Origin of the sequence: Chryseobacterium sp. OV279 (assembly GCF_900128945.1) — a bacterium.
In the GTDB taxonomy this organism is placed as follows: domain Bacteria; phylum Bacteroidota; class Bacteroidia; order Flavobacteriales; family Weeksellaceae; genus Chryseobacterium.
This window is the reverse complement of the sequence record NZ_FQUD01000001.1, coordinates 1,709,107-1,735,830: the sequence shown is the minus strand read 5'-3', so window position 1 is coordinate 1,735,830 and position 26,724 is coordinate 1,709,107. Positions and strand designations below refer to the sequence as shown.

Here is a 26,724-nt window from a genome sequence, read left to right as displayed (position 1 = left end):
CTTAGAAAGTAATCTTCACCCCTCCCAGAACCTGTGCACCTAAGACTTTATAGCCTTTGTATGTCTGATAATTTGAGTTCAGAAGGTTGTTTCCGATGGCAAAAACACTAAAGTTTTTATGGAATTTATATTCTGCAGAAAGGTTTAAATCTGCATAGCCGCCTACTTTATCATTTCTGTTTTCCGTAGACTGGTACACCATGTTTGGATTAGCTACTCCTTCGATGGCGAAAGAGTTTGTCGTTCTGTCGCTGGCAAAAATTCCTTTGAATCCTAACACCAACTTTTTATCAAGCATAGTATATTTTGCCCCGATGCTTGCATTCACTAAAGGAACGTTATAAATATCGTCGTAATTCTTCAGATCATATTTTGTAAACCTTACTTCTCCGTCTAGAACCAGGTTTTCAAGTGGGAAATACTGTACGCTTCCTTTGATATCGCTTACATTTCCGTCATCATATACAGCAGAGAATGTGTTCGCAAAATTATAGGCAGAACGGTTCAGGCTAAAGGTATTGTCGAAAATACTGTTCCCCTGGAAGAACATAATATTCCTCATTTTTCCGTAACCTGCAGAGAAGTCATATTTAAATGTTTCGTCGATGTCTCCACGTAAACCTACATAAAAATGATATTGAGTCTCTGTTGGCTTTAAAAACTGGTCAGAAAGCACGAATGGATTCGCCTGCAGAAGATCTCCGTAGGTATTCAGCTTCAGTCCGCCGTCTACCCCACCGTAGAATTTAAATTCTTTAGCAGCAGCCACCTGGAACTCAGCCTGTGGAAACCAGTATGTTTTATTATTTTTCAACTCTCCGCCAAGGGCATCATTTGAATTCTTAGCATTCAGGAAAGAGAATCCTGAGCCTAACATTAAGTAAGACTCCCCTTTTCTGAAGGTTACTTTCGGAGTAAGGCTTGTATTAAAGAAATTGGATGAGTTTTTATTGACAATCCCAAAATCTGTTTTCACAGCTTCCAATCCAACGCCTAAGTCAGCATTTAAAACAATTCCGGATTTACCGATCTCTACTGCATGCTTGGAAAGATTCGCCAAAATGGAAACTTGGTTTTCCTGAGCATCAAAATGATCTTTCAGGAAAGAAGATTTGACCCTTACATCATTTAAGATTTCATTGGAATAAAAATCATAGTATCCGTTTACTTTAAACTGACTCACCCTTTGCTTCAGATCAACGTCCGCAGAAGGCTCCATGGCATAAATTCCGTAATATCTGTTATTATCCAGTCCATACTCAGCATTCAGGTTGAATTTTCCTTTTTCACCGTATGAATTTAAATAAGCTCCGATGGCTGTAGAACTCTGCTTGGAATCCCATGCATATTCTTTTTTCAGGCCTAAAGTGGAAAGGAAATGGAAATCTGCTCCTACTTCCAGTTTATTGTCAAGAGTTTTGGAAATATTGGCATCACTCAAAATTTTCCCGAAGTTCCCCATTCCAAACTGCACATAGTTGTTCTGAGCCGTTCCTTCAAATTTCGGAGTCACATCCTGTCCCTGAATGGTAGATGTTTTAAAATCCGAAACCGCAGGAACATCCGTGATGGTATATTTCACAGGGTTCTGGGATTTCTCTTCCGGCGGATAATTCTTGATGGTCTCCACAGAGGTTTTCTTCTTCTCGATCTTCTTCACCTCCGGCTCCCGCTTCTTATTAAGAATCAGTTTTTCCTCCTTGATCTGGGAAAACGCAAACTGCGAAAACCCTAAAAATAATATGGATAATAATTGAATTTTTCTGTTCATTGCTCAATATTTGTATTAATGTATAATGTCGGATGTATAATGTATTGATTAAACTGTACTTTGTACATTTTACTTTTTACATTATCCTTTATACACTTTACTTTTTAATCTGCTTTTTAACCTCTTTTGCTTCTGCTACGATCTCCGGGAAATCTTTATAGTTCTCGATGATCTGGTCGCAGGTATAACTTGCCTGGTAATTGTCTTTCAGTCCCACATAGTTTTTAGCCATCAGTACCAAAGCTTTTGCTCCCCAATAATCTTCGGAGGCATAATTGTTGGCCAGTTTAAAGATAGTCTCATTGGAAGACTTGAAGGCCTTTCCTTTGTTCTGATAATAAGCTTTTGCATAAATAGCTTCTGCCGCTACCGATGTATTGGAAGATTTTTCAAGAGAAGTGTAAGCTGACTGTGCATCTTTATCTTTCCCTGAATTCATCAGACTTCTCGCTTTGATCACTTTCGCTGTTTCAATAACTGCTGCCGAGTTTTTCGTGTTCGCAATTACGGCATCAGCCAGTTTCTCCGCCTGAGAGAAGTTTTTCTCGCTGGCATATACCTTCATCAACTCAACATTCGCATAGTTTTTAATGCTGATGTCTGAAGAGTTTTTGATATTCTCAAGGTACTTTTTAGCTTCCGCCGTATTCCCCTGAGCCACGAAGATCTGTGCCAGACGGGTCTGTGCATCATCCTGATAGTCGTTCTGTACCGATGCCACTTCCTGAAGAACAAGAAGCGCTTTCGTAGCATTATTGGTTTGATAGTAGCTTTCTCCCAGCTCGTATTTAGCCTGATAAAGGCCTTCTCCGGTAGGATTTTGCGTTAAATATTTTTCGTAGTAAGAAATAGCATTTTTGTAATCTTTCTTCGTGAAATACTGTTTCCCGGTAGAAAGGTTGATCTCATCAATCTCAGAAGCATCCACATTCACCCCGATATTTTTTGCAAAAGTTTCATATCCGGAAACGTCACCGTTTTTCGTGAAAATAGGTTTTGCCGCCTGAACAATCTTCTCAGCATAAGCGGTATTCTTATACTGCTCGCCTAAAGATTTAAGCTCGGAAAGTGCTTTATCACTCTGGTTCTGGTCAATATAATTTTGAGCTCTGTAGATAGATGCATTGGCAATAAGATCTTTATCCGAAGAGGTTTTGATCACTTTCGCAAAATAATCATTGGAATTCGCAAAATCATCCTGTGCAGAATATGCTGTTCCCATTTCATACTGAGCATCGTCATAATACTCGGAATCCGGATATTTGGATAAAAGATTCTTCAGATTGGTGATCTTCGCCTGTGTATCGCCTTTAAATCCTAAAGCCATTGCTTTCTGATATAAAGTATAGTCGGTGGCGTCTTCATTTTTATCGTAAATCGCAATCGCCTCGTTCAGGTCATTGTTGGCATAATGAATATCTGCCAGACGAAGTTCTGCATCATTTTTAAACTCAGGCTTCGGATTGCTCAGATACTGCTTGAAATACGTCTGTGCCTGATCAAATTTTTTAGCTTTAAAATAAGCATAGCCTAAATCATAAGGCAGTTGCTGCTTTTCAGGGAAGGTTTCATTAAGAAGCTTCTCGTAACGGGCAATGGCTGACGGATAATTCCCTTTCTGGTAATACACCTGTCCCAACCAATATAATGCTCTGTTGTAAAATTCTTTATTGATGTTAAATCCTAAGCTTCTCAGGAAATACCTTTCCGCTTCGTCATAATTTCCTTTGTTGAATTCCTCTGTTCCCAATAAATAAGAAACCTCCTGGTCTACTTTATTGATCTCAGGGGTAGAATTCTGAAGTCTGTCGATCGCGTTCAGCGTTTCTTTATAGTTTCCGGAATACAGATATGATTTCACAAGAAGTGATCTCATTTCAGGCGCATTCGCGTCATTCTGATTATCGTTGATATAGCTTTGGATCACCGCAGAAGGACTTTCAAACGGGTTTCCAATATCATAACTTAGTTTTGCGTACTGTTCGTGGGCTAATTTTTTAACTTTAGCATCGTAATTCATCTGGTAAGAAGAACGGAATGCCGAAAGGGCTTCCTGCTTTTTATCTACCGCCAGATAAGCATTTCCCAGCTGATAGTAAGCATTCTGTGCCAGCGCTGAGTTGCTGTTGACAAGCTGATTGTAATAAGAAACCGCTTCATCATATTTTTTAAGCTGAGCGGCCACAAATCCCATTTCATAAAGGTCATTTTCAGACGGGTTCTGCTGTACACTCAGATAGTCTTTAAGGTGCGGATACGCCGAAGTGTAATCATTTTTCATGAAATAACTCTCCCCGATGATCTTATGAACCTCTGCTTTATAAGCATCGGAAATACTTTCGCTCAGTAAAGCCGTTCCTTCAGAAATAGCCTGGTCATAATTCTTATCATTGTAGTACATCTGTACATAATAAGGACGAACCAGTTTGGAGAATTTTGGCTGATCTTTTACAGAATCAAAATACTGGAAAGCTTTATCATTCTGTCCACCCGAATAATACAGGTGTCCCAGCATGTAAGCGATATCTCCTTTTTGAGACTCATCAGCTGTTTTATAGGCTTCTTCCAATGCATCGGTAGCTCCTTTGGTATCACCGGTCATGAATTTAGCATAACCCAACTTCAGAATATACTGTGTATTTTCTTCTTTTGAAAGCTGATACTGATTCACTTTTTTCAGGGTCTCCAGGGCTTTATCGAAGTCCTTTTTAGCCAGATAATAATCTGCCAGCGGAAGATTAGCCTGAGCAAAATACGCGGAATTCGGGTATTCTTTCATAAAGGCCGTCAGTCCTTCCTCTGCATGATTTTTCTGCAGGATCACGCCGATCACATTATCAAAAAATTGCGCCGCTTCTTTTCTCGATCTGGACAAATTCTGATTGTAGAAATACTGTCTTGCATATTCGAATTGAGAAGCATTGTATATTTTGGTCTGATAAAGATTTTCTGCGAGATTAAACCTGTAATTTTCTTTCTGGGTATAGTACTGTGACTGTTGCGCTCCGGAAATTCCGAAATAAAGCACGGCAGCTGAGAGAAGTATTTTTTTTGAATTCATTCTTTTTCTGAATAAAAAGATTAGCTATATAAGTTAACGAAAATATTAAAAACTTATTGTTTAAGCAAGTTTTAAAGGTTTTATAACATAAATTAACAATTGATTACATTTCACTATTTGATGATAAAAAATGATTACTTTAGTATCACAAAAACAAAATGGATATCAATTCGGAACCTTCAAAAAAAATTTCTGATGGAATCCTCAATCTACACCAGCTAAAAACATACCATTACATGAAAATTAAAATACTTTTAGCATTAATATTTGTCAACCTTCTACAGGCTCAAAAGTTTTATTTTCCGAAAACAGCCGTCACTGATAGTCTTATTTTGGAAAAACAAATGCCCCAGTTGGCATCAAAACTCATGACTCAGGCTCCACTGCTGAAGCTTAAACAAACCAATAAACTGGCTTATCTGGATATTCTTCTGCGTTTAGAATTGCTTACTAAAGATTACAAAAAATCCAATGCCACTTTAGCAGATTACCGCAAGGAATTTGCAGATCATGACATGGTGGGGAATAAATATATTGCCTACGAATTTTACAGCTTGGCAAAAATAATCGAAGCAAAAGAAAAGATTTCTTTCCCGAATGCCCTCCAAAAAGCCTTCAATACAAAATATGCAAGTCTCCCGGATAAACTGATCACCAAAGTAAGTATTGCAGTAGATGGCGATGTCATAGCCGCGCGAAAAACCCTGAAAGAAACGCTGGACAAGCAGAAAGATAAAGACAGTATAGATTACGGATCCGCTCTGGCTTTATGCAGAAGTTATCTGAATTACAAAACCTTCTCCTCCACTAAACCTCAGATCATGCAATTGGTTGCCGCAAAAGACGGGGAAAAATTCATTACCGAAACTAAGGATATTAAAACCAAAAACGGAAGTACCCTGACGATCACCATTATTAGAAAAAAAACCAATACGTCACCACTTCCTGTTGTCCTCAGCAGTAATATTTATGCAGGACCTATTGATGGCTATTTCGGAAAAAGAGCAGCCGTTTACGACTATGTAGGTGCCGTTGTGAATACCCGTGGCAAAAGAAACAGCAATGATGTAAACAATCCTTTTGAACACGAATCTCAGGATATTTACGAAGTAATCGACTGGATCAGCAAACAGCCCTGGTGCAACGGAAAAGTGGGAATGATCGGTGGAAGTTATCTGGGCTTCAGCCAGTGGGCCGCTGTAAAAAAAATACACCCTGCATTAAAAACAATCGTTCCACAGGTTGCCGTAGGAATTGGAATAGACTATCCTGCCCAAAATAATATTTTCATGAGCTATATGCTTCAATGGATCCAGTATGTGACGAACAATAAGCTTACAGATGAAGCAGATTTCAATAATGGTAAAAAATGGGATTCTATTAATACGGCCTGGTACAAAAGCGGAAAATCATTCAGAGCTCTGGATACCATCAGCGGGAAGCCAAGCAAGATATTTCAAAGATGGCTGGATCATCCCGGCTACGACGAATACTACCAAAAAATGGTTCCTTATAAAGAAGACTTCGCCAAAATCAATATTCCTATCCTGACGACTACAGGCTATTATGATGATGACCAGATCGGGGCACTGTACTATTTCAAAGAGCATCATCAATATAACAAAAATGCCAATCATTATCTGGTGATCGGTCCTTATGATCACGGTGGAGCACAAAGCTTCGGATATACCCACGTCAACGGAAATCCTATTGATCCTGCAGCGAGAATAAGTATTGATGACCTTGCTTTTTCCTGGTTTGATTATATTATGAAAGACGGGAAGAAACCGGAACTTTTAAAAGACAGGATCAATTTCCAGGTGATGAATACCAATACATGGAAACATGCTCCTACTCTGGATAAAATGCATACTTCAACGCTTAAGTTTTATCTTCAGGATCGTAAAGGTAATGCATCGGTTTTCACTCAACCCGCGGAGAAAAGCTTCGTTAAACAAACGGTTGATTTTAAAAACAGAGATCAAAAAGACACTTATCACGCGGTAAGTAAGATTGACAGTGTGAAAACTACAAACTCCATGTATTTCGAAAGTGAAGTTTTAGACAAAGACCTTATCTTCAGTGGAAATCCGGCCGGATTCTTCAATGTTTCCATTAATAAAAAAGATTTTGATACCGATATGTCCCTTTATCAGATCAAGCCTGACGGAAAGACTTTCTTATTATCCACCCATATGGTAAGAGCGAGCTATGCGAAAAACAACGCTGTACGTCAGCTCCTCGTACCGGGTAAAGAAGAACAGATCCCGATAAAAAACTCCATTTTTATGAGCAAAAAATTAGAAAAGGGAAGTAAACTGGTTTTACTTGTAGGTGTCAACAAAATCCCAAGCTGGCAGATCAATTACGGAACCGGAAAAGATGTAAGTGACGAAACCATCAAAGATTCCGGAGAACCGCTGGAAATAAAATGGTACAATAACAGCTATGTGGAAATACCTATTTACCAAGAATAAAGGCATTTAGCCATGAGAACCTCAGCCTTTTTAACGAAATATTATGATTACAGCCAACACCAAAATAAAAAATGATTACATTTGCTTTTTTTCAAACTCAAATATAAATATTGAATGAATCAACTTTTCAGAAGGAAAAACTATTCAGAAACAGATACATCTACCAGTCTTTTAAGGGTTTTAGGTGTTTGGGATATCGTTTTTTTTGGTATTGCGGCCATTATAGGAGCAGGAAGTTTCAGCAGCTTAGGTGAAGCAGTTTTCAGAGGGGGCCCCGGAGTTATTCTACTATATTTAATTTGTGGTTTTGCCTGTGGATTTACAGCCTTATGTTATGCTGAATTTGCCAGCAGAATTCCTACAGCCGGTTCCGCCTATACCTACGCTTACGCCAGTTTTGGGGAACTTATTGCCTGGGTGATCGGATGGGCACTGATCATGGAATATTCTTTCGGGAATATTTATGTGGCTTTTTCCTGGTCCGACTATTTCACCAGCTTCTTAGAGCGTCTGGGCATGCATATCCCTGATTATCTTACCTGCAGCTACACCGAAGCCCGAAAAGCTTTTCAGAACGGTTCTGAGAACAAAGAACTGTTAAGCGCATGGAATACGGCACCACTGATCGGTAATTTAAAATTCATTCTCGACCTTCCCGCATTGGTGATCAACGGCCTTATCACATGGCTTTGTTACGTAGGAGTGAAAGAAAGTAAGAACTTTAATAATTCTTTAGTTATTTTAAAACTGGCAGTGATTGTTTTAGTGATTCTGGTAGGCTTCGCTTATATCAATACAGAAAACTGGACGCCTGTCAATCCGGAAACTCAAGTCGCTTCCTTCATGCCGAACGGTTTTGCAGGAGTCATGAGTGCCGTTTCAGGAGTTTTCTTTGCCTACATCGGTTTTGATGCGTTAAGCGTTCTTTCCGAAGAGACCAAAGATCCTCAGAAAACACTTCCGAAAGGGATGATCATTTCTTTAGTGCTTTGTACAGTAATCTATATTGCTTTAACACTGGTACTGACAGGAATGGTTGATTACAGGAAGTTCGATGGTATCGGAGACCCGCTTTCATTCATATTCGAAAAATCTAATGCCAATGTAGCCTGGATGGAACTTGTGGTTTCTTTCGTCGCGATTGTGGCCATCACCACGGTATTATTGGTATTCCAAATGGGACAGCCGAGAATCTGGTACGCAATGAGCCGTGACGGACTGATGCCTGAAAAATTCAAGACGGTACATCCAAAATATAAAACACCTTCATTTGCGACCATTATTACAGGTATTGCAGTGGGGATTCCTATCCTGTTTACAGATAAAACATTCATCCTGGATTTCACAAGTATCGGGACTATCTTCGCTTTCGTACTGGTATGCGCCGGAGTTTTAATGCTTCCAGCTAAAGAGAAGATCAAAGGCAGATTCCACCTTCCTTATATTAATGGTAAGATCATATTCCCGGTGATTTTCATCGGTGGATTAATCGGTTTCTATATCTGGCAGCCAGAGTTTTTCACCAGCCTAACGGACTGGAGTGATCCTAAAGAAGGTGAATTCAGAGCGTCCATTTTCGTTTTCATCCTGATCAATCTGGTACTTTGTGTTTTTACCTTTATTAAGAATTTCTCTTTAATTCCTTTGATCGGTTTAAGCTCCTGTTTATACCTTCTTACAGGAATGAGTCATGAGAACTGGTTCTGGTTCGGACTTTGGTTTGCACTGGGTCTGGTGATCTATTTCTGCTACGGTTACAAACACAGTAAGCTTAGAAAGGAATCAGTATAAACATTGATTTATAAATAACATCATAAAAGGCAAATTTGCATATCCGCAGATTTGCCTTTTTCCTTTTTAGATTTCGATCGTTTCATTAAAAATCGGCAGAATTATTGCATAGATCTCGATAGAAACTATAAACTAATTGGCCATGTCAGACAGAATAAAAACATACGGAGAATTTTATCAGTTCTATCTTACCGAGCACAGTAAAACAGGAACGAGGATCTTTCATTTTATTGGTACCCTTCTGGTATTTCTTGTCATCTGGTATGTCATCAGTTCAGGGAAAGAAAGGTTTCTGTGGTATATTCCTATCTTTGGTTACGGGTTTGCGTGGTTCAGTCATGCTGTTATCGAGCGAAATAAGCCAGCTACTTTCAAATATCCACTATGGTCACTGATTTCAGATTTCAGGCTGTTTTTTGAGCTGCTGATCGGTAAGCAGAAATTCAGAGGAATAGCTCCGAAACCAAAAGATGGTGATGTTTCTGAGGATGTATATTAATTTTTTTACCACAAAAGTTTTTTAGCACTTAAGTTATTATAAGCTTAAATATCTTGCGCATATAAAGTACACTTAAGTTTATGAAAATCTTTGATTTTCTGTTTCCCATAGATTCTTATTGTACGCTTTTTTAAACATTAAGATGAGTGAAGGAGATGATAAAAGTTAAGAAAAAATCAAATGATATTTTTAAGTTGTGTTTGCTACAGCAAAGCTTTTCTTAATATTCTTAAACGCTTAAATGCTCTTAATGGTTCTGTATTCCCGTATTAAATGAGGATAAAAAAATTTTACATTTAAGTTTTAAAAATCAGAGATTTTTACGGTTTATTTTATAGGAAATAAGTTCTTTTAAAGATCCCATTCATCCCAATATGGAGGATATGAAGTTTTAGGTTTCGGCGGCCTCCGGCAGCCGAAACATAAAACCCCAATATTAAATTCAACTTTAAATATTCAACACAAAATACTGAATATCAAATTTATTTAAACTTCTTATTAAAGTTAAACTTAATATTATTCATTAAGCCGGTTTCTATCATATCAATCCCTATTCCGAAGTTGCTGCCTCCCTACTTTATGATGATTTTAGAGAAAATATCTCTCCTTCGTCAATCTGTTTTGTGGCAAATTCAGAATCTTTTATTTGTTAATCAGCTCTTGATCCGTGATATTTCCTACCCATATTTCAGTTTTTAAAATTTTGTAATTTTCAATCTGAATCGGAATATTCATAGTATAATGTGGTATTTGTTTTCTTTGATTACATTTTTAGAAGCGCTCAAATTAATTCATTGTCAACTAAAAAATAATGAAAAAATTTCGGCAAAAACTTCGGCACACTAATTGCGAACTAAGGTGTAAAATAAAGTTTATGAAAATTATAGCAACCATTCTAAAAGGAGCTCTTCCTGCAGCAGCACTATTCGCAATGACACAATGTACCACTACGGCAAACACTGCCGGAGCTGACGAAAAAACGTTCATCGTAGGACCTGAAACTGCAGACTGTACCGGAGTAGCGCCTATGAAGTGTTTGCAGGTAAAAGAAAAAGCTTCAGAAAGCTGGACCAATTTCTATACGAACATCGAAGGATTTACGTATGAGCCTGGATATGAATATGTTTTAAAAGTAAAAACGGAAAAGATTGCCAATCCGCCAGCTGACGGATCATCAATAAAATACACACTGATCAAAGAGGTTTCCAAAACCAAAAAATAAGACCAAAAACTCCCGAAAATTTCGGGAGTTTTTATTTTCCACTCCTTTATATCTACAGAGTCTGTATTCTTAAAGATATTTCATGCCTTTCAAATCAGACGTAAAATTTGAACTAAGCAAAAATAATATGCTCTCGCAGATGATACGGATATAGCAGATTAAAAGGAAAAATCTGCATCATCTGATTAATCCGCGAGAAATATTAAACTTATTATATATCCATTCCCTTCATCAGAATATTTCTAATACTCCCAGTTTTTCTCACTTCGGACTTCCGTTCAAACGTATTTCTTTTTCAGCCTTTTAAATAAAGCCAAACATTCAATGATCAAAATCTTCAGATTTAATTGAAGAAATAAACGCTGGTACTGTTATTTTTTATAAATTGCAACATAATTGCATTAGCAACAATATTGCGATTTTAAAATTTATACTCAACCAACCCAACGTAGGATGAATGACAATGGAGAATAAAGTACTGAAACGAATTTCCTCTTATTTTAAAGGAAAACACTACCCTTTTTTCCGGCAGCTGGACACCATGGACTGCGGACCGACCTGCCTAAAAATGATTACCGCCTATTACGGAAAAGAACTGTCATTAAATCATCTGCGAGACCTGTGCGATGTACGAAGCCAGGGAACTTCCGTCTCCGGAATTACCCACGCGACAGAACAGCTTGGACTCAAAACATTAGCAGCTGAACTCAGTCTGGAGATCTTGTCTGAAAAAGCACCACTCCCCTGCATCCTTCACTGGGATCATAACCATTTCGTCGTGCTGTGGCATCTTACTGAGAAACATGCTTACGTCGGAAATCCCGCATTGGGAAAGAATATGCGCTATACCATCCATGATTTTATGGAGCACTGGATAGGTCCCGGACAGGAAAATAAAGGAATCGCCATATTTGTTGAGCAGACAGAAATCTTTAATCAAATTAAAGATCAGCCGGATCCATCGGTCAGCCTCTTTTCTTTACTGAAAAAGATCAATGACCACAGGAGTATTTCTTATGTCATAGCCGCGCTTTTGGCAGCTACTCTTTTGACACTGGCTATTCCATTATTAACTCAGGCTGTGGTAGATCAGGCGGTTTCTAAAAAGGACATCGGAATATTATCTCTGATCTGTGCAGGACAGCTTCTCTTGTTTACAGGGAGAATTTTAACCGATTTCTTTCGGAGTCGGATTCTTTTTAAGTTAGGTATGAATATCAGTATCAAACTTATCTACGAATTCGTAGACAAACTCATGCAGCTTAAGCTTTCTTTCTTTGAATACAGAAGCAGTGGAGACAATTTACAGAGGATCTACGATAACCAGCGTGTAGAGGAATTTCTGACTAAAAACTGCGTAAGCGCCGGACTTTCCATTATCATTCTTATCGTTAATGGTGGGTTGTTATGCTATTATAACTGGAAACTTTTCGTCCTGTTTCTTGCGGCCAGTACGATAAGTGTGCTTTGGACCAATCTTTTTGAAGAGAAAAGACGACGTCTGGATCAGCGGACTTTCAGCCTTCTTGCGAACGCTCAGCGCCACCAGATTGAAACCTTCGAAGCGATGACAGAAATAAGGCTAACCGGAGCAGAGCAGGAAAAAAACCAGTTATGGAAAACCATGCAGGAAGAAACCTACCAAGTGAAAATGGAAAACCTGAAACTGGATCAAAGAATACAGGGTGTAGCTCTTTTTATCAATGAAACCACTGGTGTACTAACTACTTTTTTAACCGCTTCTCTGGTCATTAACGGCAGTCTGACTCTTGGAGCTATGCTTGCTATTACGTATATGTATGGTTCATTAAACGGTACGGTCAACCAGCTTTCAGATTTTATACGCTCCATGCAAACCGCCAAATTCAGTCTGCAGCGTATTTCAGAAGTGGAATACGAAGAAACTGAAGATGCTCACTCTACTCTGGATTTACATAAAGGAAATTCAGGCTCCATCGAATTAATGGATGTTAGTTTCCGGTATGGAAAATTGTCCCCCGATGTACTGCATAATGTATCATTAACTATTCCTGCCGGAAAAGTAACCGCTATTGTAGGAATGAGCGGGAGCGGAAAAACTACATTGTTAAAACTGCTGCTTAAATTTTTTAATACCACGAAGGGAGTGATTACTTTCTGCGGGCAGGATCTCAAGATTATTAATGCCAGAAGCTTGCGGAGACAATGTGGAGCCGTCATGCAGGATTCTTTCCTTTTTACAGACACCATCGCCGGAAATATCTGGGTAGGAAGTCCGGAAAAAGATATGATCAGGGTAAAAAATGCCTGTAAAATGGTCAATATGCAGGAGTTCATTGAAAGCCTTCCCTTTTCGTATGAAACCCAGATTGGAAGTGAAGGAACCGGACTCAGTGAAGGGCAAAAACAGCGACTCCTTATCGCGCGACTCATCTACCGCCAGCCGGATTATATATTTATGGATGAAGCCACCAATTCTCTCGATGCCAACAACGAAAGACTGATCGTTGAAAACCTAAACCGATTTTTTCAGGGCAGAACAGTCGTGATTGTTGCCCACAGGTTAAGTACGGTAGTCCATGCAGATAATATCATCGTGCTGGATAAAGGACATATTGTTGAGCAGGGCACGCATGAAACCTTAACCCAATCAAAGGGAGCTTATTATCACTTAGTTAAAAATCAACTTGAACTCGGAAAATAAATTTTGAACATGAGCCTGACTATTTTACCCCACATTTTTACACGGTATGCCGCTTTACCCGTACAAAGCCTGAATGCACTGAAAATCCCGGAAATTAAAAATCAATGGAATCAATGGCAAACGTCTATTGAGCATGATCAGCATTGTAATGAAAAGCTGTGTGATGAAATGTTTACGCTTATTCAACAGGCATCTGATGATCAGGAACGAAAGCTGCTGCTCAATCTGAAACGCTCGGTGTACAATAGGCGATCCAACGCTAGTGCTTTGTTACAGAAAATACCTGCAGAAACTTTTAATGCTTTCAAAGAAACCTGGGAAGAATGGCTGAATGCAGGTGAAAAATGCAGGGAATTCGGGCAGTATTGGGAGAAATATTTCAATGATTATCTATGGACTCACCGACACAATATTCAAAAGCTGACCGAAGAATATGCGTTCAGAAACGGAGTTTTGCTTTCGAGTAAAGATCTGTATGAACAGCTGGATAGTTTTACCAATGCAGATGTACAATCACGCAATAAAGACAGCGAACGCATTGAATTCAGTGTGCTGCGTTATCTTACCCGGATGACTTATAAAACATCTCCATTCAGCACATTTACGTATTTAGGCCTTACCCAAATGGTTCCGGATAATCAATCACCTATTTCATCAGTGCCGGGCATTGTAAACTGTAAAATAAGACTGAACAATAAACTGTTAAAACGCATCAAAAAGCTCATGGAAAGACATCCATATCTTCAGGGATTACTGTTTGTGAATACCAACAGCAGTATTACAGAACATGAAGGCAGGTTCAGTTTTCTCATGAATTGTGCTAATATTGAGGTTTTCCAGGAAATTCAGGCGACACCTGTTAATCAGTATATCAAAGATCTGATCCATCATTCAGAAGAAAATATTTCTCTGTCGTCCTTCATTGAACTTCTTTCCAATCAAATTGAAGCGGATGTTTCAGAATTACGGCATTATATCTTAAAACTGATTGATTCAGGATTTCTGGAACTGACTTTGGAATGTTCTGAGATTGATCCGGACTGGGATACACACCTTTTAACATTTCTTGAGCAATACAAAACAACGAATGAAGCTGCGGCGCAGGTTTACGAGCTTGTTCTCATACTGCAAGAGGCCAAAAATAAATTTGTAACTGCAGATCTTTTTTCCCGGGAGCTTCTTTTGAACAATACCTCAAAGATTTTTGACAGCACTATTTCAGACCTTGAAAATCAGGCCGGCATCGTTAAACTTCCGAAAGAGGAAATCAAAAATGTACTTGATGATATTCTCGAAAAATACAGGAACGGAGAGGGTTTTGAAAAGCTTCCTTACATCCCGGTCGATTACAGGCAGGAAGGTTTTATTTACGAAGATGCTTACACTGATCAAATCAATACGGTCGATGAAAGTACAGTTAATGAATTGGGTCAATTATTATCTGATCTGACCAGCCGTTTAACTGCTTTCGACATCCGGGGTACGGAAAAAAAGAACGTTAAGGAATTCTTTCTCTCCACTTACAGCAAGGATCAGCAGGTTTCTCTGGTCACTTTTTATCATGAATATTACCGTTATAAAAATGAATCTGAAACGGAAGACAGCCCGAAGCAGGAAAACATATGGTCTGAAATTTTCTGCAAAGATCTTCAGTTGGAAGAACAGCAGTCTGATGAAATACAGATTAAAAGGAAAAACTTAGACCAACTTCCTTTATCCGATAACTCTGCGCCGACAGGTTCAGCATTTCTTCAGTTTTTTGATCAACAGGCAGAAACAGGAACTAAAGCTGTGGTAAACGGACTGATGCAGGGAATGGGAAAAATGAGCGGTAGATTTCTTCATTTATTTGATTCTGAAATTTCCGAAGAACACAGGCATCACAACAATCGTTTATTTCCCGATCAGCTTCTTATCGAACTTAATGATGATTCCAGTTTTAATGCCAATATTCATCCGCCATTGCTTGATCATGAAGTGAAAATGCCCGCTTCCAATACACAGATGAAAAAGTCTCAGCAAATTCCTTTGGACAGAATATCTGTTGGATACAATGCCGATAATGATTCGGTTTTTCTGATGGATACCGTTCTAAAAAAAGAAGTCTATGCTTTTGACCTGTGCCTGGAAACCATCACGAACAGATCCAATCTTTATCAGCTGATGTCCCTGTTCAATCCCTGTACCTATGTGAGTTATTTTCCATTGATTAAAACGATTGATAATCATTATTCCAAACAGTTTAAAAGTCAGGATATTCAAATATTTCCTCGAATGGTTTTTGAAGAGAAACTTGTCCTGCGGCGTAAAGGATGGCTGATCAATCTCAACGTGATTCCCCGTCAAAATAAAGATGAAAATAGCAGCATCTATTTTTTACGTTTTCATCAATGGCTTTCGCAAAACAATTTGCCTTCCTCTGTTTTTCTTTATTTGCAGTCATCCAACATTCCTGAAGATCTGTCCTCTGAAAAAACGACCGGAACCAGAGATGACTACAAGCCACAATGTATAGATTTTGAACAGCCTTTACTGTTCCAGCTGTTTATCAAACTTTTAAACAGAGCCGGTTCTTACATCTATATGGAAGAAGCCTTGCCCTCTGTGAATAGCTCTCAGGAAAGAGTTGCTGAACATTTAATCCAATGGTATAATTTGTAGAATGATGCAAAAACACTGGAAAACCTACTACATCTATCACATCGGGAATGCGGATGATCTCCTGAAAGAAATCGTACATCCCTCTATTTTGGATATGAATGAAAAACTGGAAAAAGAAGTAAAGTTTTTCTTTATCCGATATTTTGAAAACGGTTATCACATCCGATTACGATTACTTTTAAATGCTGAAGAATCCACTTTATTTCTCGCGATTTTAAACGAACATATCTCAGAATATGAACATCTTAACGAAGTTCATCTGGAATTGAAGCAGGCAGAATACATTCCGGAAACAGAAAGATATGGCAACGCCAATACCATCAAATATGCTGAAGATCAGTTCTGGGCATCATCCCGGTTTGTTCTGCATCATTTGATGCAAAATGACCCATTAACCGCTTCAGAAAGATACCTTCTCGCCCTGAAAACACACTTTGCATTTTTTAAAGGTTTGCGGCTTTCCAGAAACTATAGCCAACAACTCTGTGATAAATTTGTCCAAAGCTGGCTTCCGGTCCCTTTTTGCGATAATCCGGATGAACAGGAGCAAAACCGAAAGACGGTGCTATCTGCTTTTCAACAACAGTTTGAAGCTTATCAAAATGTACTGCAGGAAAGTATTGAGGAATTCTGGAACTCATTGGATACTACCACCGATCCCTTTCTACAGCAGTTTCTGGAAGTGAATGAAAAAGTTTGGAAAGACTACACTCAGGCTCAATTATCTTCGGAAGTAGTAGATGAAGTGCTCCTCAGCTTTATTCACATGACCAATAACCGGCTGGGAATTGTCAATGCTGAAGAATCCTACCTGCTTTTTTTAATCCTGAAAACCATTCCTCTAATAAAAGACTATGATACCCAATCAAGAACTTAATGACCTGCAATCCGGCTTGGATGAAATCAGTGACTTCCTTCTGTCAAAAATGAAACAGGACCATGAGGGTTTTTACTGGGAAACAATCTCCCGCGATTCCAAAACAGGGGAATTTTCTTTCACTTTCAATCCTTCTTTATGGAATGGAACCGGTGGTATTGCCTGGTTTTTTCTGGCGCTTCATGAACATACCAAAAATGAAAATTATCTGGAAACGGCAGAAAAAGCTTTTTCAAAAGTATACAGTTATTCTACGCATCAAACCCTGTTAAATCCCAGTCTTTACGATGGAATAAGCGGGATTATTTACTTAGGTTTAGAGCTGTTCAGAGTGACTGGGAAAGAACTGTATCTCCAGCAAACTTTGAATCTGTATGAAATGTACAGACAGAAAATACTTACGGAACAGACTGAAGATATGCTGATCGGGATTTCAGGGATTTTAATTGTTATGGCCAGCCTTTATCACTATACAAAAGATCAGAAATTAGTTAATGACATTGAAGCATTGATCACTACCCTTTTGGAAAAATCACTCGTCGCAGAAGCTGGAATTAAGTGGGGAAACAATTTTCTTTCAATGGATTCTCTGTGCGGTTTTTCGCATGGTAATTCAGGAATCGCATTCTGTCTGCTCCAGCTTGGAAAATATTTTGAGAATGAAGAATTGATCTGGCTGGCCGAACAGGCATTTCGATATGAAGACCTGTATTATGATCCTGCTCAAAACAACTGGATGGATTTAAGATGGGAAGAATCCAAGAACCATCTCCCTAATCTTTTCGATTGGAACAAAAACACTTTTCTTCAGGAAGATTTTGATCTCAATGCATGGGCGCACGGAGCCTGTGGAATTGGAAGTGCTAGGATTCAGGCATTCACAATTACAGCTGAATCTGTATACAAAGAAGACTGTAGAAAAGTATTTGAACGATGTAAGCACGATATAAAGACAAGATCTAAACGAAATCACATCCTGTTCAGCGGCTATTGCGGACTTTCCGATTTTCTGTTACAGTACAACGAAGTATTTGACAACAAAGAAGCCTCGGAATTTGCGACAGAAATTGTTCTGGAAGGTCTACAAAAAAGCAGATCGCACGGGCATTCCGAATGGGGAATTCAAAACAGTGAAGACCTTGGACTGATGACCGGTACAGCAGGCATCGGGCTTTCTTTATTGGCGATCATTAAGGGTAAATCCTTGAATTCCATTCTTCATCCTCAACTTCCCATCAGTGAAACTGAGAGCCATAATATTCTTAAAGGTTTTAAAGTTAAAAAAGCATTTTTTGAACGGTTTTATCCTAAAACAATTGAGATTTTAAAGAATTTCAATTCAATTCAAGAATCTATCTATGATTCTCAGACCATTGAAGGGTTAGGAAACAACTTAGCAGATATCATCAGTACTTTACCGCAAGAAGATGTGGTTTATATTTCAGACATCCATCAATTGGAAACAGTACAAATCAACATCCGGAAAAGACATAAAGGAGCACTGTGTTTTCAAACCCGGCTGATGATTCTAAAAAATGAACTGGCAAAATTTTTAGAAAATGATGAAGCCAAACTTCAGAAAAAACGTTTCATTCGTAATCAATTCATTGATATCCATGAAACTCAATGGAACTGGAAGGAAGATCAAACAAAAGATTCCAAAGCTGGAAAATACAGCAATGTTTTCTATAGTACAGATCAGGAAATGTTTCATCTTCTGGTAGAGCCTTTTCCTGCAGCGGTTCTTCAGCTGTTGGAAAGCCCATTAAGTATTGATGAATTGGTGGAGTGTTTTCAATATTCAGAAGGAGATAAAGAGATGATGAAGGAGAAGGTGTTAGAGCAGCTTGTGGAGTTGCTGAAGAGCTTTTTTATAAGAATGATTTAAACACAAATTACACTAATGTTTTGCACTAATGACACTAATATATTTGTCATTATAGTGATATTCGTGAACTCATTTGTGCCATTTGTGGTTTAAAATTTAAACACGAATAGCACTAATGTTTTGCACTAATGACACGAATATCTCACAAGCATAAAGTTTTTTATTTTTTATGTCCTTTTGTCTTGAAACAAAAGAACGAAAAGTTCAAGGCTGGAATCTTCCGCTAAAAATAAATTTTGTTCTCTAAAAATTCTAAACTTGCGCGAATTCAATATGAGGTATTCGATTCGAGGATAGTCTCGCGCTTCGAACAGAAGAATTTTCTTAACGTTCACAATATTTATTTTTTTAACGCTACAGCTTCCTAGGCCGATATGACTGTCCACAACATTAAAAATGTTTTTTATTGGAAACAGCCAGACATGCAGTATATCCGGCAGCTTCATCGAATCAATCAAAGATTGATTTTTCTCTTTGTTTATCTTAAACTATCCGACATTATAATAAACCTTTGCGTTTTTAAAACACGAATTGCACTAATCTTTTGCACTAATGACACGAATATCTTTGTCATGATAGTGATATTCGTGAACCTAGTTGTGGCATTTGTGTTTAAAAAAATTTAAAGATTAAAGCATTTAAAGGTTCTTGTAAAATAAAAAGGGCCGCTTTACGGATAAAGCAGCCCTGAAATTGTTTTTCGCTCAAATTAGCACTGAACAGTTCCGCAAACGTGAAGTCTGTCCTGAGTTTTAATCGTATGAGTCGGGTGATCGTGATCTCCTGCAGGAGCAATTCCTAAACCACCTTGTAATTTTTTAGACAAATCTTTGTCCAGAGCTGTTACGAAGCTTTCGATCTTAAGATCGTCGATGTTTAGCTTCATCTTTTTGTTGTTTTCCATAATAAAACATTTTTTTAATTTGGCCTACTCTTTAAGGGTTTCGGCTTTCCCTTGTTGTAAAGATACTTATTTTATTGCAACAAAGTTGCATTTAAATGTTAAAATTTTACTCCTATTTGCAATTTAAAATTGAACGGGTTACTTTCTTTATACATCCACGCCTCTCCTACAACAGCAGTCCAGTCGGAATTGTATCTTGGCTGTACATTTCCATCGGTGATGTATCTTTTATTCAACAGGTTATCTAATATTCCACGGACAAACCATTTTTTGTACTGATACATAATACTCGCATCCAGTTTTACAAAATCAGGAATACGGACTCCCGGTACATCGGTTTCGCGAACCAATGCAGCAGTTTCGCCCAGCGCTAAAGAAAGGCCATGCAGTTTTCCTTTCTGGAATTTGTACATCACCCAGGTATTGATCTGATGTCTCGGTACACTTGAAAACCTCTTTCCAACCAATTCCGATGCATAAGGATCTTTTGAATACACGGAATTGATGTAAGAATAATTAGCTGTCAGCGTAATATTGGGGTAAATGGAACCGATCACATCGATCTCGATTCCTTTATTCCTTACCTGATTAAGCTGAGTCATAATTCCGGTAGCCGGATTCTGAGAGAATGAATTGTTCCTGATAATTCTGTAAGCACTTACAGAAGTGGACAAGAGACCATCAAACCAATCCTTTTTTAATCCGATTTCAGTATTATAACTTTCCAGAGGCTTCCATTCTTTCCCCTGCGGATCCGTACCCGCCATCGGGTCAAAACTCTGATCATAAGAAAAGAAAGCCGCAAAATTCTTTTGAATCATATACGTCACTCCAACCCTTGGATTGAATGCATGATGTCTATAGGTTTTGCTTTCCCCATCCGGAGTATAAGGTCCTTTAAGATAACGGTCCCTCGTATTTTTGCTGTACCTGAATCCTGCATCTACAAATAACCTATCCCATAATTTAACCGTATTGTACACATAACCACCAATAGTTTTGTCTTTCGATGTGGTGTAATCAATCTGACCGTCTGGTTCAGGCTCGGTCAACAGGTCACGGTCTATTCCGTAGTTCAGCAGGTTTCGGTTAAAAACAAATTCATTCGCTCCCTGAATATGTTCCGTATTGCTTTTACTGCTGTTAAAATCTGCACCCGCAAGTACGGTATGAACGATATTCGGACTGATATTGTAGCTCCCGCTCACAAAAAGTTGTGTATTGTAAGTAAGGTATTTCTGTTTATTTCTAAAGCTTGAACGAAGCGCATTTCCTTCATCATCAAACATCGGCGGCGTGTAACTGGTTGTTCCTCCCAGAAGACTCCACTGATCCAACGGTGTACTTTTAATGGAAGACTGGGAAACTATTTTCCACCTGTCGTTAAAATTATGATTGAAGACCAATCTTCCGTAATGTTCATCAAGCTTTGAGGTTGGTAAATTCGGATCACCCTGATAGTTGGCTTTCCACGGATGCTTTTGAACGGTTTTCTCCGTTTCATACTGAATAAAATTGCTCGATTCCAGGGCTCTTCCCTGAATCATATTCCATTCGGCAATAAAGAATGTATTTTTACTGATATTGTACTGAACAACAGGAGCTACAACGAATTTCCGGCGCTTTGCATATTCTGCATAATACCCCTGAGATTCATAAGCCGCATTGAACCGAAAAGAAAAGCCTTTTTCCTTTACAGCACTTCCCAGATCCACCGCAGCCCGGTAGAAGCCAAAACTTCCGGCAGCGATATTGGCCTCCCCGATCCTGTTCGCCCGCGGAGCTTTGGTATTAATATTTAAAGAACCTCCTCCGGTCCCCATTGAATTGACAAAACCAGCAGGTCCTTTAATCACATCCACCTGTTCTATTAAGGAAACATCTTCCTGCGAAAGTCCCCCAGCAAAAGAAGGAAGTCCGTTTCTGAAAGTACTCACAGGACTGAAACCTCGTAACTGGGCATTATACGTTCCGGCAAAAACATTCCCTGCTCCGGTAGCATCCCCAATATAGATTCCGCTTACGTTTCTAAGCGCATCCTGTACATCAAAGGCACCCTGAAGATTTAAAAGGTTGCTTTTGATGCTCACAATATTCTGTGGAATTTCCAGCAGCCTGTCATTTCGCTTCAGATTTCCGGAAAGACTGTCTGTTTTAATCTGCTTCATGGCGGTTAATACTACTTCATCAATGTTCTTTGCAGACAGGGAATCTTTCTTTTCCTGTGCACATACTAAAGAAAACGTCCCCAAAAGGGCAGCTGTCAATAGGACGTTATTTTTCTTCATTTCGTCAATATTTATTGTTTAAATTTTCTGATCAGCACCAATCCTCCGATCCAGCAACCCAGACTTATCATCCATAAAAACACTGTTCCTGATATGAATTCTGATATGCTTACGTTGTGATGTTTTATTGTAAAAGTGGGCAGCTTCTTAAGTTCTTCAGGGGTGAACTTAGCTATGGTCCGAGTTCTGTCTTTCATGGAGAAAACCCTGTCATAGAAATAGGTTTGCCATTCATACTGAAAGTCTTTGACATCCTGTTTATATCCGTGATAATCTGCCCGGCTTGTTCTGGCTAAAAGAGTAAAAAGATGTTCTGTACTCTGAACAGGATTATATCTGATTAATCTGTAGGCCGTCTGATTGGCCTTTTGATCTCCTTCCCACAAAGAATCGATGACCGCTTTCATACGGTTTTGCTTGATATAATAATAGCCTGCAAAAAAGGCATCATTTTGATTGTCAATAGTATCCGAAGGAATATAAGCCGGAGCATATCTCGGAAAGTTTCTGTAAAAACTATCGACGACCATCTTAGGTTTCATAGCCCAGACTTCATCACTGATTTGCCTGTCTTTTTCTTCAAGATCAAGAAGTTTCAGATCGGAAGGATGTTGCATTTGCGCGGTTTTATTAATGGCAAGAGGCAGCAAAAACATCAGGAAAACCCATAATGCAATACAGGTGAACAGGTTGAACGCACTGTTTCCATCCAAAGCAATAATCACAAAACATAAGGATATCCAGAGTACACAATAGGAAAACAGTAAAAAGATCCAGAGAAAAGCATCCTTAACCGATGGAAACCCAGACGGAGAAAGCAACATCCCTAAAACATTCACCATGAAGGCAGCTAAAAAGATAATGATCAACCGGGTCAGAAGTTTCCCGAATAATACCTTTTTTAAGCTTCCACCCTGAACAATCAGAAGATTACTAATTCCTTTTTCTTTTTCGGAAGAGATGACATTATACGCCAAGACAATGATCAGAAGCGGAATTAAATACAGATTGACATACAAAAGATCAAGTCGTCCTTCGAAAAGGATGGAAGGATTAATCATTTCCCTGTCAATAGCAGCATAATCCGTGTAATAATTTACCTTTTCAGTAACCGGAGTAATATCTTTTATTCCCGAAGCTAAACCCGTCAGCGGATAAGGTTGGTCAAAGGCAATACGCGGGTATCTGTAATCGATCACATAGGGATTTCCTGCATTTTCCGCCTGCTGCTTTTTCTCAACGCTGGCTGTATCTGTAAAAGCCTGAAGTGTATTATGGTAGTCTTTGACAGACTCTTTTTTCGCTTCTTCAATGGCTGACAATTTGTTTTTGGTCAAAACATTCCCTGAATAAATCGCATAACCAGCAATGACAAAGAAGAAAAAGAACAGTATCCATACAGCAGACTGTCGGGCAATGTGTTTCCACTCGTATAACAGCAACATGATCTTATCCTTCATAGTTTACAAAATAATTTAGTTTAATAATGAGTCCGAAGGAAACGATCAATACTATGGTCCAAAACAGCAAGGACCAAACCGCCGTCATATGATGTGAGATCACAGACCCGACAGACGGATATTCATAGTGAAAATCCGGAAGGCTGCTGTAGAAATCCCTGTTATTTATTTGAATTTTATCAGAAATGGCCAGCTGCAGCTCCCTTCTGTTCAGCCTGTCCATCATATCATTTCTGTAATGTTCAGCTTTATTGAAAAAATCAATGTGATGGTAGACATCTGTTCCCGCAAAGCCCATAGATAATTGACGCACCGCAATAAACGGATTGATCAGTCCCATATTATCCATCAACTTTTGCTGCTGCCCAAATTGATCTTCCACCTTTTTGGAATAAAACCTGTTCACTTTATTTTCATAAGCTTCGGCCTGTATCAGATCGAGGGCAAAACGGATTTTATCCGGTAACTGACTGATATTATTTACCTTAAATTCTTTAAGATGTTTTTTCAGATGAGCTTCAGATCTTTCGGTATAAGATCCGTCCTGGCCAAGTCCTTTATCAAATCCTGTTTTGACATTATGCTCAAATTCGTGGTAAGACGGAAGCGGATATTGACCGTCAGCTGCCGAACTGCTGAATTTTGGAATAAGCAGAACACAAAGGATCCAAAGCGTAATACTGGTCATCAATGAAGACCATGAAGAACGGCTGAATGCGGAGATCAGCAGAATAACGCCAGAGATCAGAAAGAAATAAACCGCATATAAACCGAACCAGCAAAGTGCTCTGATTAAATGATTAACTGGTTCGTTTTCAAAAACCAGGCCTGCCATGATAACAGCAAACGGAGGAACCGTAAATAAAAGAACTGCCAGATAAAGGGCCATGAATTTTCCAGTAGCCAGATGTCCAAACGTAGCGCCCTGCACAGACAGAAGTTTCAAAAAACCTTTCTCACGTTCGGAGGAGATGCTCGTAAATCCCAAACCAATAACAAATAACGGCATCAGCCACTGAAAAAAAAACGCAGTATTAAGATCCGGTCTTCTCATAAAGGCCTCCAGATCCGGCAGTCTGTTAGAATGTATCTGTGGGCGTTTGTGCGCCTCAACTCTATAATAATTTTCAGAATAAACAGCGGTCCCCGATTCCAGAAGGGACAAATAACTTACAGGTTTAAAAAGGAAAGTACCCCAATGTGCCGCACTGTGATTGCCGCGGTCCTGATCTTTCCATTCCCTGTCTACAAGTTCCTTAGCTTCTTTATTTTTAATGGAGGTGGTACGAAGCTGTGTATAATTGCTTCCCCAGACACCCAGTAAAATCAGAATATAAAACAATACAAATATTTTCAGTCCATTTTCCTGAAATACCCTAAACTCATGTTTAGCCACTAAAAATGTTATATTTAAATCCGTCATGCATTCATATTTGACCATTTCACCTTTGGATAATCTGTGATATGAAACTTCTGAAACAATTTCAACTGCAATAATTAATTAGAATCAATTGATTTCATTAAATCGCTATTGCAACATTGTAGCAAAAGTAATAATTAATTTCAATAACGCACTATTGTTGCAATAAATTATTCAACAAAATTTTTCCCCCTCTCAATTTAAATGTCGAATTTGTGAGTGAACCAGAGAGAAGTATTACTATTCAGGATCAATCATCTCTGCATATAATCCATGTATATTTCCTCCAGTTCATTAGCGGTGACTCCTGAGGTTTTCATTTCTTTTACCAGTACTCCACTTTTAAGAATTCCGATACGGCTGCACGTTTCCCTTACCCGGAAAATATCATGAGAAGCCATGAGTATCGCCGCTCCTTCATCAGCCAGTTTTTTAAGCAAAGCGGAAAGTTCATTGCTGGCAAGCGGATCCAAACCACTAGCCGGTTCATCCAGTAAATACACCTTGGCTTTTTTCGCATAAGCAATGGCAATACCTACTTTCTGCCTCATCCCTTTGGAGTAGGCTCCGGTTTTTTTGTTGTGTGAATCCCTTTGCAGTCCGCATGAAGTAAGAATACCGGAAAGCTCTTCCGTACTGTAATTTTTCCCAGCCAGTTTGCAGAAATAATACAGATTTTCAATCCCCGTTAAGTAAGGATAGAGGTTGACATTTTCAGGAATATACCCAATGATTTCCCTTGCTTCTTTGGCATGTGTACTGGTATCAATATCATTAAGAAGTGTAGTCCCGGAATCAGGTTTTAAGAAACCCAGCAACATATTTAAAGTGGTAGATTTTCCGGCACCATTCGGACCCAATAAACCATAGATTTCTCCTTCTGCTACGGATAAAGAAAGTCCTTTTACCGCTTCTTTTCCATTGTATGATTTCCTTGTATTTTCAATCCTGATCATAAGCTATATTCTGTTTGATTTAAATGCTCTATCGTTATCTTTAATGCAATAATGTTTCAAAAATAAAGATTATATTTGTTACTGCAACAATATGGCATTAATTATATTGAAATTTATTCAGAAATCATGAAACAGTCGAGAAATACAATAGCAAGAAAAGAAATCACAAGGCTCATCCACGAATCCGGAGTCGCTTTGTCCCATGCGGAATTGCAGGGTCTATTGGATGGACTCTGCGATCGTGTAACCACTTACAGAGTACTGGAACGATTAATGGATGAAGGCATCATCCATAAAGTGGTAGATATTGACGGTACCATCAAGTATGCGGAATGTCATACCTGCACAACGGAAATTCATCATCATGATCACTTGCATTTCAGCTGTGAGCAATGCAAAACAGTGACGTGTGTAGAAGATGTGGAGCCGAAGATTAAACTACCGGTAAGCTATAAGGTTCATAAGATTAATCTGACGGTATCCGGAATCTGTCCGAACTGCCAGTAATCATTAGTATTTTACCCTGAATTATTAAACACGAATAACACTAATGTATTGGACATAATAGTGGCATTTGTGAAAATATTAGTGGTTTTTGTGGTTAAAAAAATATTTAAATCTTTACAATTTATTTCACGCAAAACTTTATCTAAAATCCTGTTGAATTTAAGGTGTGCAAGGGATTATGGCTTCGCCATTGACTAAGCAGACGTTTTATGCAGATGCTTCATCAAATCAATTGAAAATTGATTTTTCTCTTTGTATT

At 38.6% G+C, this 26,724-nt stretch carries 16 protein-coding genes; 9 read left to right on the top strand and 7 right to left on the bottom strand.

Annotated elements, in window-relative coordinates:
• Position 1: 1 nt before the first annotated feature.
• On the bottom strand, positions 2-1,771 hold the full coding sequence (locus tag BUA72_RS07695) for a TonB-dependent receptor (RefSeq protein ID WP_047451467.1): 1,770 nt from the start codon (positions 1,769-1,771) through the stop codon (positions 2-4).
• A 97-nt stretch (positions 1,772-1,868) separates the two neighbouring features.
• Positions 1,869-4,832, bottom strand: a complete 2,964-nt coding sequence (locus tag BUA72_RS07690; protein ID WP_047451470.1) for a tetratricopeptide repeat protein — start codon at positions 4,830-4,832, stop codon at positions 1,869-1,871.
• Between the two features lie 236 nt (positions 4,833-5,068).
• Between BUA72_RS07690 and BUA72_RS07685 the strand changes: the two genes are divergently transcribed.
• The 8 genes from BUA72_RS07685 (at position 5,069) to BUA72_RS07650 (ending at position 18,930) form a co-directional block, all read left to right on the top strand.
• Positions 5,069-7,309 (top strand): CocE/NonD family hydrolase, encoded by a 2,241-nt coding sequence (locus tag BUA72_RS07685; RefSeq protein ID WP_072922524.1) that lies wholly within the window; start codon positions 5,069-5,071, stop codon positions 7,307-7,309.
• Between the two features lie 114 nt (positions 7,310-7,423).
• Positions 7,424-9,100, top strand: coding sequence for an APC family permease (locus BUA72_RS07680; protein WP_072922412.1), 1,677 nt, complete (start codon positions 7,424-7,426; stop codon positions 9,098-9,100).
• 142 nt (positions 9,101-9,242) lie between these two features.
• Positions 9,243-9,599, top strand: a complete 357-nt coding sequence (locus tag BUA72_RS07675; protein ID WP_072922411.1) for an Mpo1-like protein — start codon at positions 9,243-9,245, stop codon at positions 9,597-9,599.
• 874 nt (positions 9,600-10,473) lie between these two features.
• Positions 10,474-10,821: a DUF4377 domain-containing protein gene (locus tag BUA72_RS07670; RefSeq protein ID WP_047451477.1), complete on the top strand. Its 348-nt coding sequence runs from the start codon at positions 10,474-10,476 to the stop codon at positions 10,819-10,821.
• A 463-nt stretch (positions 10,822-11,284) separates the two neighbouring features.
• Positions 11,285-13,504: a peptidase domain-containing ABC transporter gene (locus BUA72_RS07665; protein WP_072922523.1), complete on the top strand. Its 2,220-nt coding sequence runs from the start codon at positions 11,285-11,287 to the stop codon at positions 13,502-13,504.
• Positions 13,505-13,513: 9 nt separating this feature from the next.
• Positions 13,514-16,165 (top strand): lantibiotic dehydratase, encoded by a 2,652-nt coding sequence (locus BUA72_RS07660; protein ID WP_072922410.1) that lies wholly within the window; start codon positions 13,514-13,516, stop codon positions 16,163-16,165.
• 1 nt (position 16,166) lies between these two features.
• On the top strand, positions 16,167-17,042 hold the full coding sequence (locus tag BUA72_RS07655) for a thiopeptide-type bacteriocin biosynthesis protein (RefSeq protein WP_072922409.1): 876 nt from the start codon (positions 16,167-16,169) through the stop codon (positions 17,040-17,042).
• Positions 17,020-18,930 (top strand): lanthionine synthetase LanC family protein, encoded by a 1,911-nt coding sequence (locus tag BUA72_RS07650; protein WP_072922408.1) that lies wholly within the window; start codon positions 17,020-17,022, stop codon positions 18,928-18,930. The genes BUA72_RS07655 and BUA72_RS07650 overlap by 23 nt, the downstream gene beginning before the upstream one ends.
• A gap of 709 nt (positions 18,931-19,639) precedes the next feature.
• On the opposite strand, the gene BUA72_RS07640 is transcribed toward BUA72_RS07650, so the two are convergent.
• The 5 genes from BUA72_RS07640 to BUA72_RS07620 all read right to left on the bottom strand — a co-directional run bounded on the left by BUA72_RS07640 (position 19,640) and on the right by BUA72_RS07620 (position 25,958).
• A complete protein-coding gene (locus BUA72_RS07640; protein WP_034725104.1) occupies positions 19,640-19,834 on the bottom strand; it encodes a pinensin family lanthipeptide in 195 nt (64 codons plus the stop codon).
• 98 nt (positions 19,835-19,932) lie between these two features.
• A complete protein-coding gene (locus BUA72_RS07635) occupies positions 19,933-22,122 on the bottom strand; it encodes a TonB-dependent siderophore receptor (RefSeq protein WP_072922406.1) in 2,190 nt (729 codons plus the stop codon).
• A gap of 11 nt (positions 22,123-22,133) precedes the next feature.
• Positions 22,134-23,582, bottom strand: a complete 1,449-nt coding sequence (locus tag BUA72_RS07630) for an ABC transporter permease (RefSeq protein ID WP_072922405.1) — start codon at positions 23,580-23,582, stop codon at positions 22,134-22,136.
• Positions 23,572-25,005, bottom strand: coding sequence for a DUF3526 domain-containing protein (locus BUA72_RS07625; protein ID WP_072922404.1), 1,434 nt, complete (start codon positions 25,003-25,005; stop codon positions 23,572-23,574). The genes BUA72_RS07630 and BUA72_RS07625 overlap by 11 nt, the downstream gene beginning before the upstream one ends.
• 251 nt (positions 25,006-25,256) lie before the next feature.
• Positions 25,257-25,958, bottom strand: coding sequence for an ABC transporter ATP-binding protein (locus BUA72_RS07620; RefSeq protein WP_072922403.1), 702 nt, complete (start codon positions 25,956-25,958; stop codon positions 25,257-25,259).
• A gap of 126 nt (positions 25,959-26,084) precedes the next feature.
• Between BUA72_RS07620 and BUA72_RS07615 the strand changes: the two genes are divergently transcribed.
• Positions 26,085-26,465: a Fur family transcriptional regulator gene (locus tag BUA72_RS07615; protein ID WP_034725096.1), complete on the top strand. Its 381-nt coding sequence runs from the start codon at positions 26,085-26,087 to the stop codon at positions 26,463-26,465.
• Positions 26,466-26,724 lie beyond the last annotated feature (259 nt).

Bases quoted from the DNA above. Each gene is read 5' to 3' on its own strand.
- BUA72_RS07695 (WP_047451467.1), bottom strand. From the start codon at position 1,771: ATGAACAGAAAAATTCAATTATTATCCATATTATTTTTAGGGTTTTCG.
- BUA72_RS07690 (WP_047451470.1), bottom strand. From the start codon at position 4,832: ATGAATTCAAAAAAAATACTTCTCTCAGCTGCCGTGCTTTATTTCGGA.
- BUA72_RS07685 (WP_072922524.1), top strand. From the start codon at position 5,069: ATGAAAATTAAAATACTTTTAGCATTAATATTTGTCAACCTTCTACAG.
- BUA72_RS07680 (WP_072922412.1), top strand. From the start codon at position 7,424: ATGAATCAACTTTTCAGAAGGAAAAACTATTCAGAAACAGATACATCT.
- BUA72_RS07675 (WP_072922411.1), top strand. From the start codon at position 9,243: ATGTCAGACAGAATAAAAACATACGGAGAATTTTATCAGTTCTATCTT.
- BUA72_RS07670 (WP_047451477.1), top strand. From the start codon at position 10,474: ATGAAAATTATAGCAACCATTCTAAAAGGAGCTCTTCCTGCAGCAGCA.
- BUA72_RS07665 (WP_072922523.1), top strand. From the start codon at position 11,285: ATGGAGAATAAAGTACTGAAACGAATTTCCTCTTATTTTAAAGGAAAA.
- BUA72_RS07660 (WP_072922410.1), top strand. From the start codon at position 13,514: ATGAGCCTGACTATTTTACCCCACATTTTTACACGGTATGCCGCTTTA.
- BUA72_RS07655 (WP_072922409.1), top strand. From the start codon at position 16,167: ATGATGCAAAAACACTGGAAAACCTACTACATCTATCACATCGGGAAT.
- BUA72_RS07650 (WP_072922408.1), top strand. From the start codon at position 17,020: ATGATACCCAATCAAGAACTTAATGACCTGCAATCCGGCTTGGATGAA.
- BUA72_RS07640 (WP_034725104.1), bottom strand. From the start codon at position 19,834: ATGGAAAACAACAAAAAGATGAAGCTAAACATCGACGATCTTAAGATC.
- BUA72_RS07635 (WP_072922406.1), bottom strand. From the start codon at position 22,122: ATGAAGAAAAATAACGTCCTATTGACAGCTGCCCTTTTGGGGACGTTT.
- BUA72_RS07630 (WP_072922405.1), bottom strand. From the start codon at position 23,582: ATGAAGGATAAGATCATGTTGCTGTTATACGAGTGGAAACACATTGCC.
- BUA72_RS07625 (WP_072922404.1), bottom strand. From the start codon at position 25,005: ATGACGGATTTAAATATAACATTTTTAGTGGCTAAACATGAGTTTAGG.
- BUA72_RS07620 (WP_072922403.1), bottom strand. From the start codon at position 25,958: ATGATCAGGATTGAAAATACAAGGAAATCATACAATGGAAAAGAAGCG.
- BUA72_RS07615 (WP_034725096.1), top strand. From the start codon at position 26,085: ATGAAACAGTCGAGAAATACAATAGCAAGAAAAGAAATCACAAGGCTC.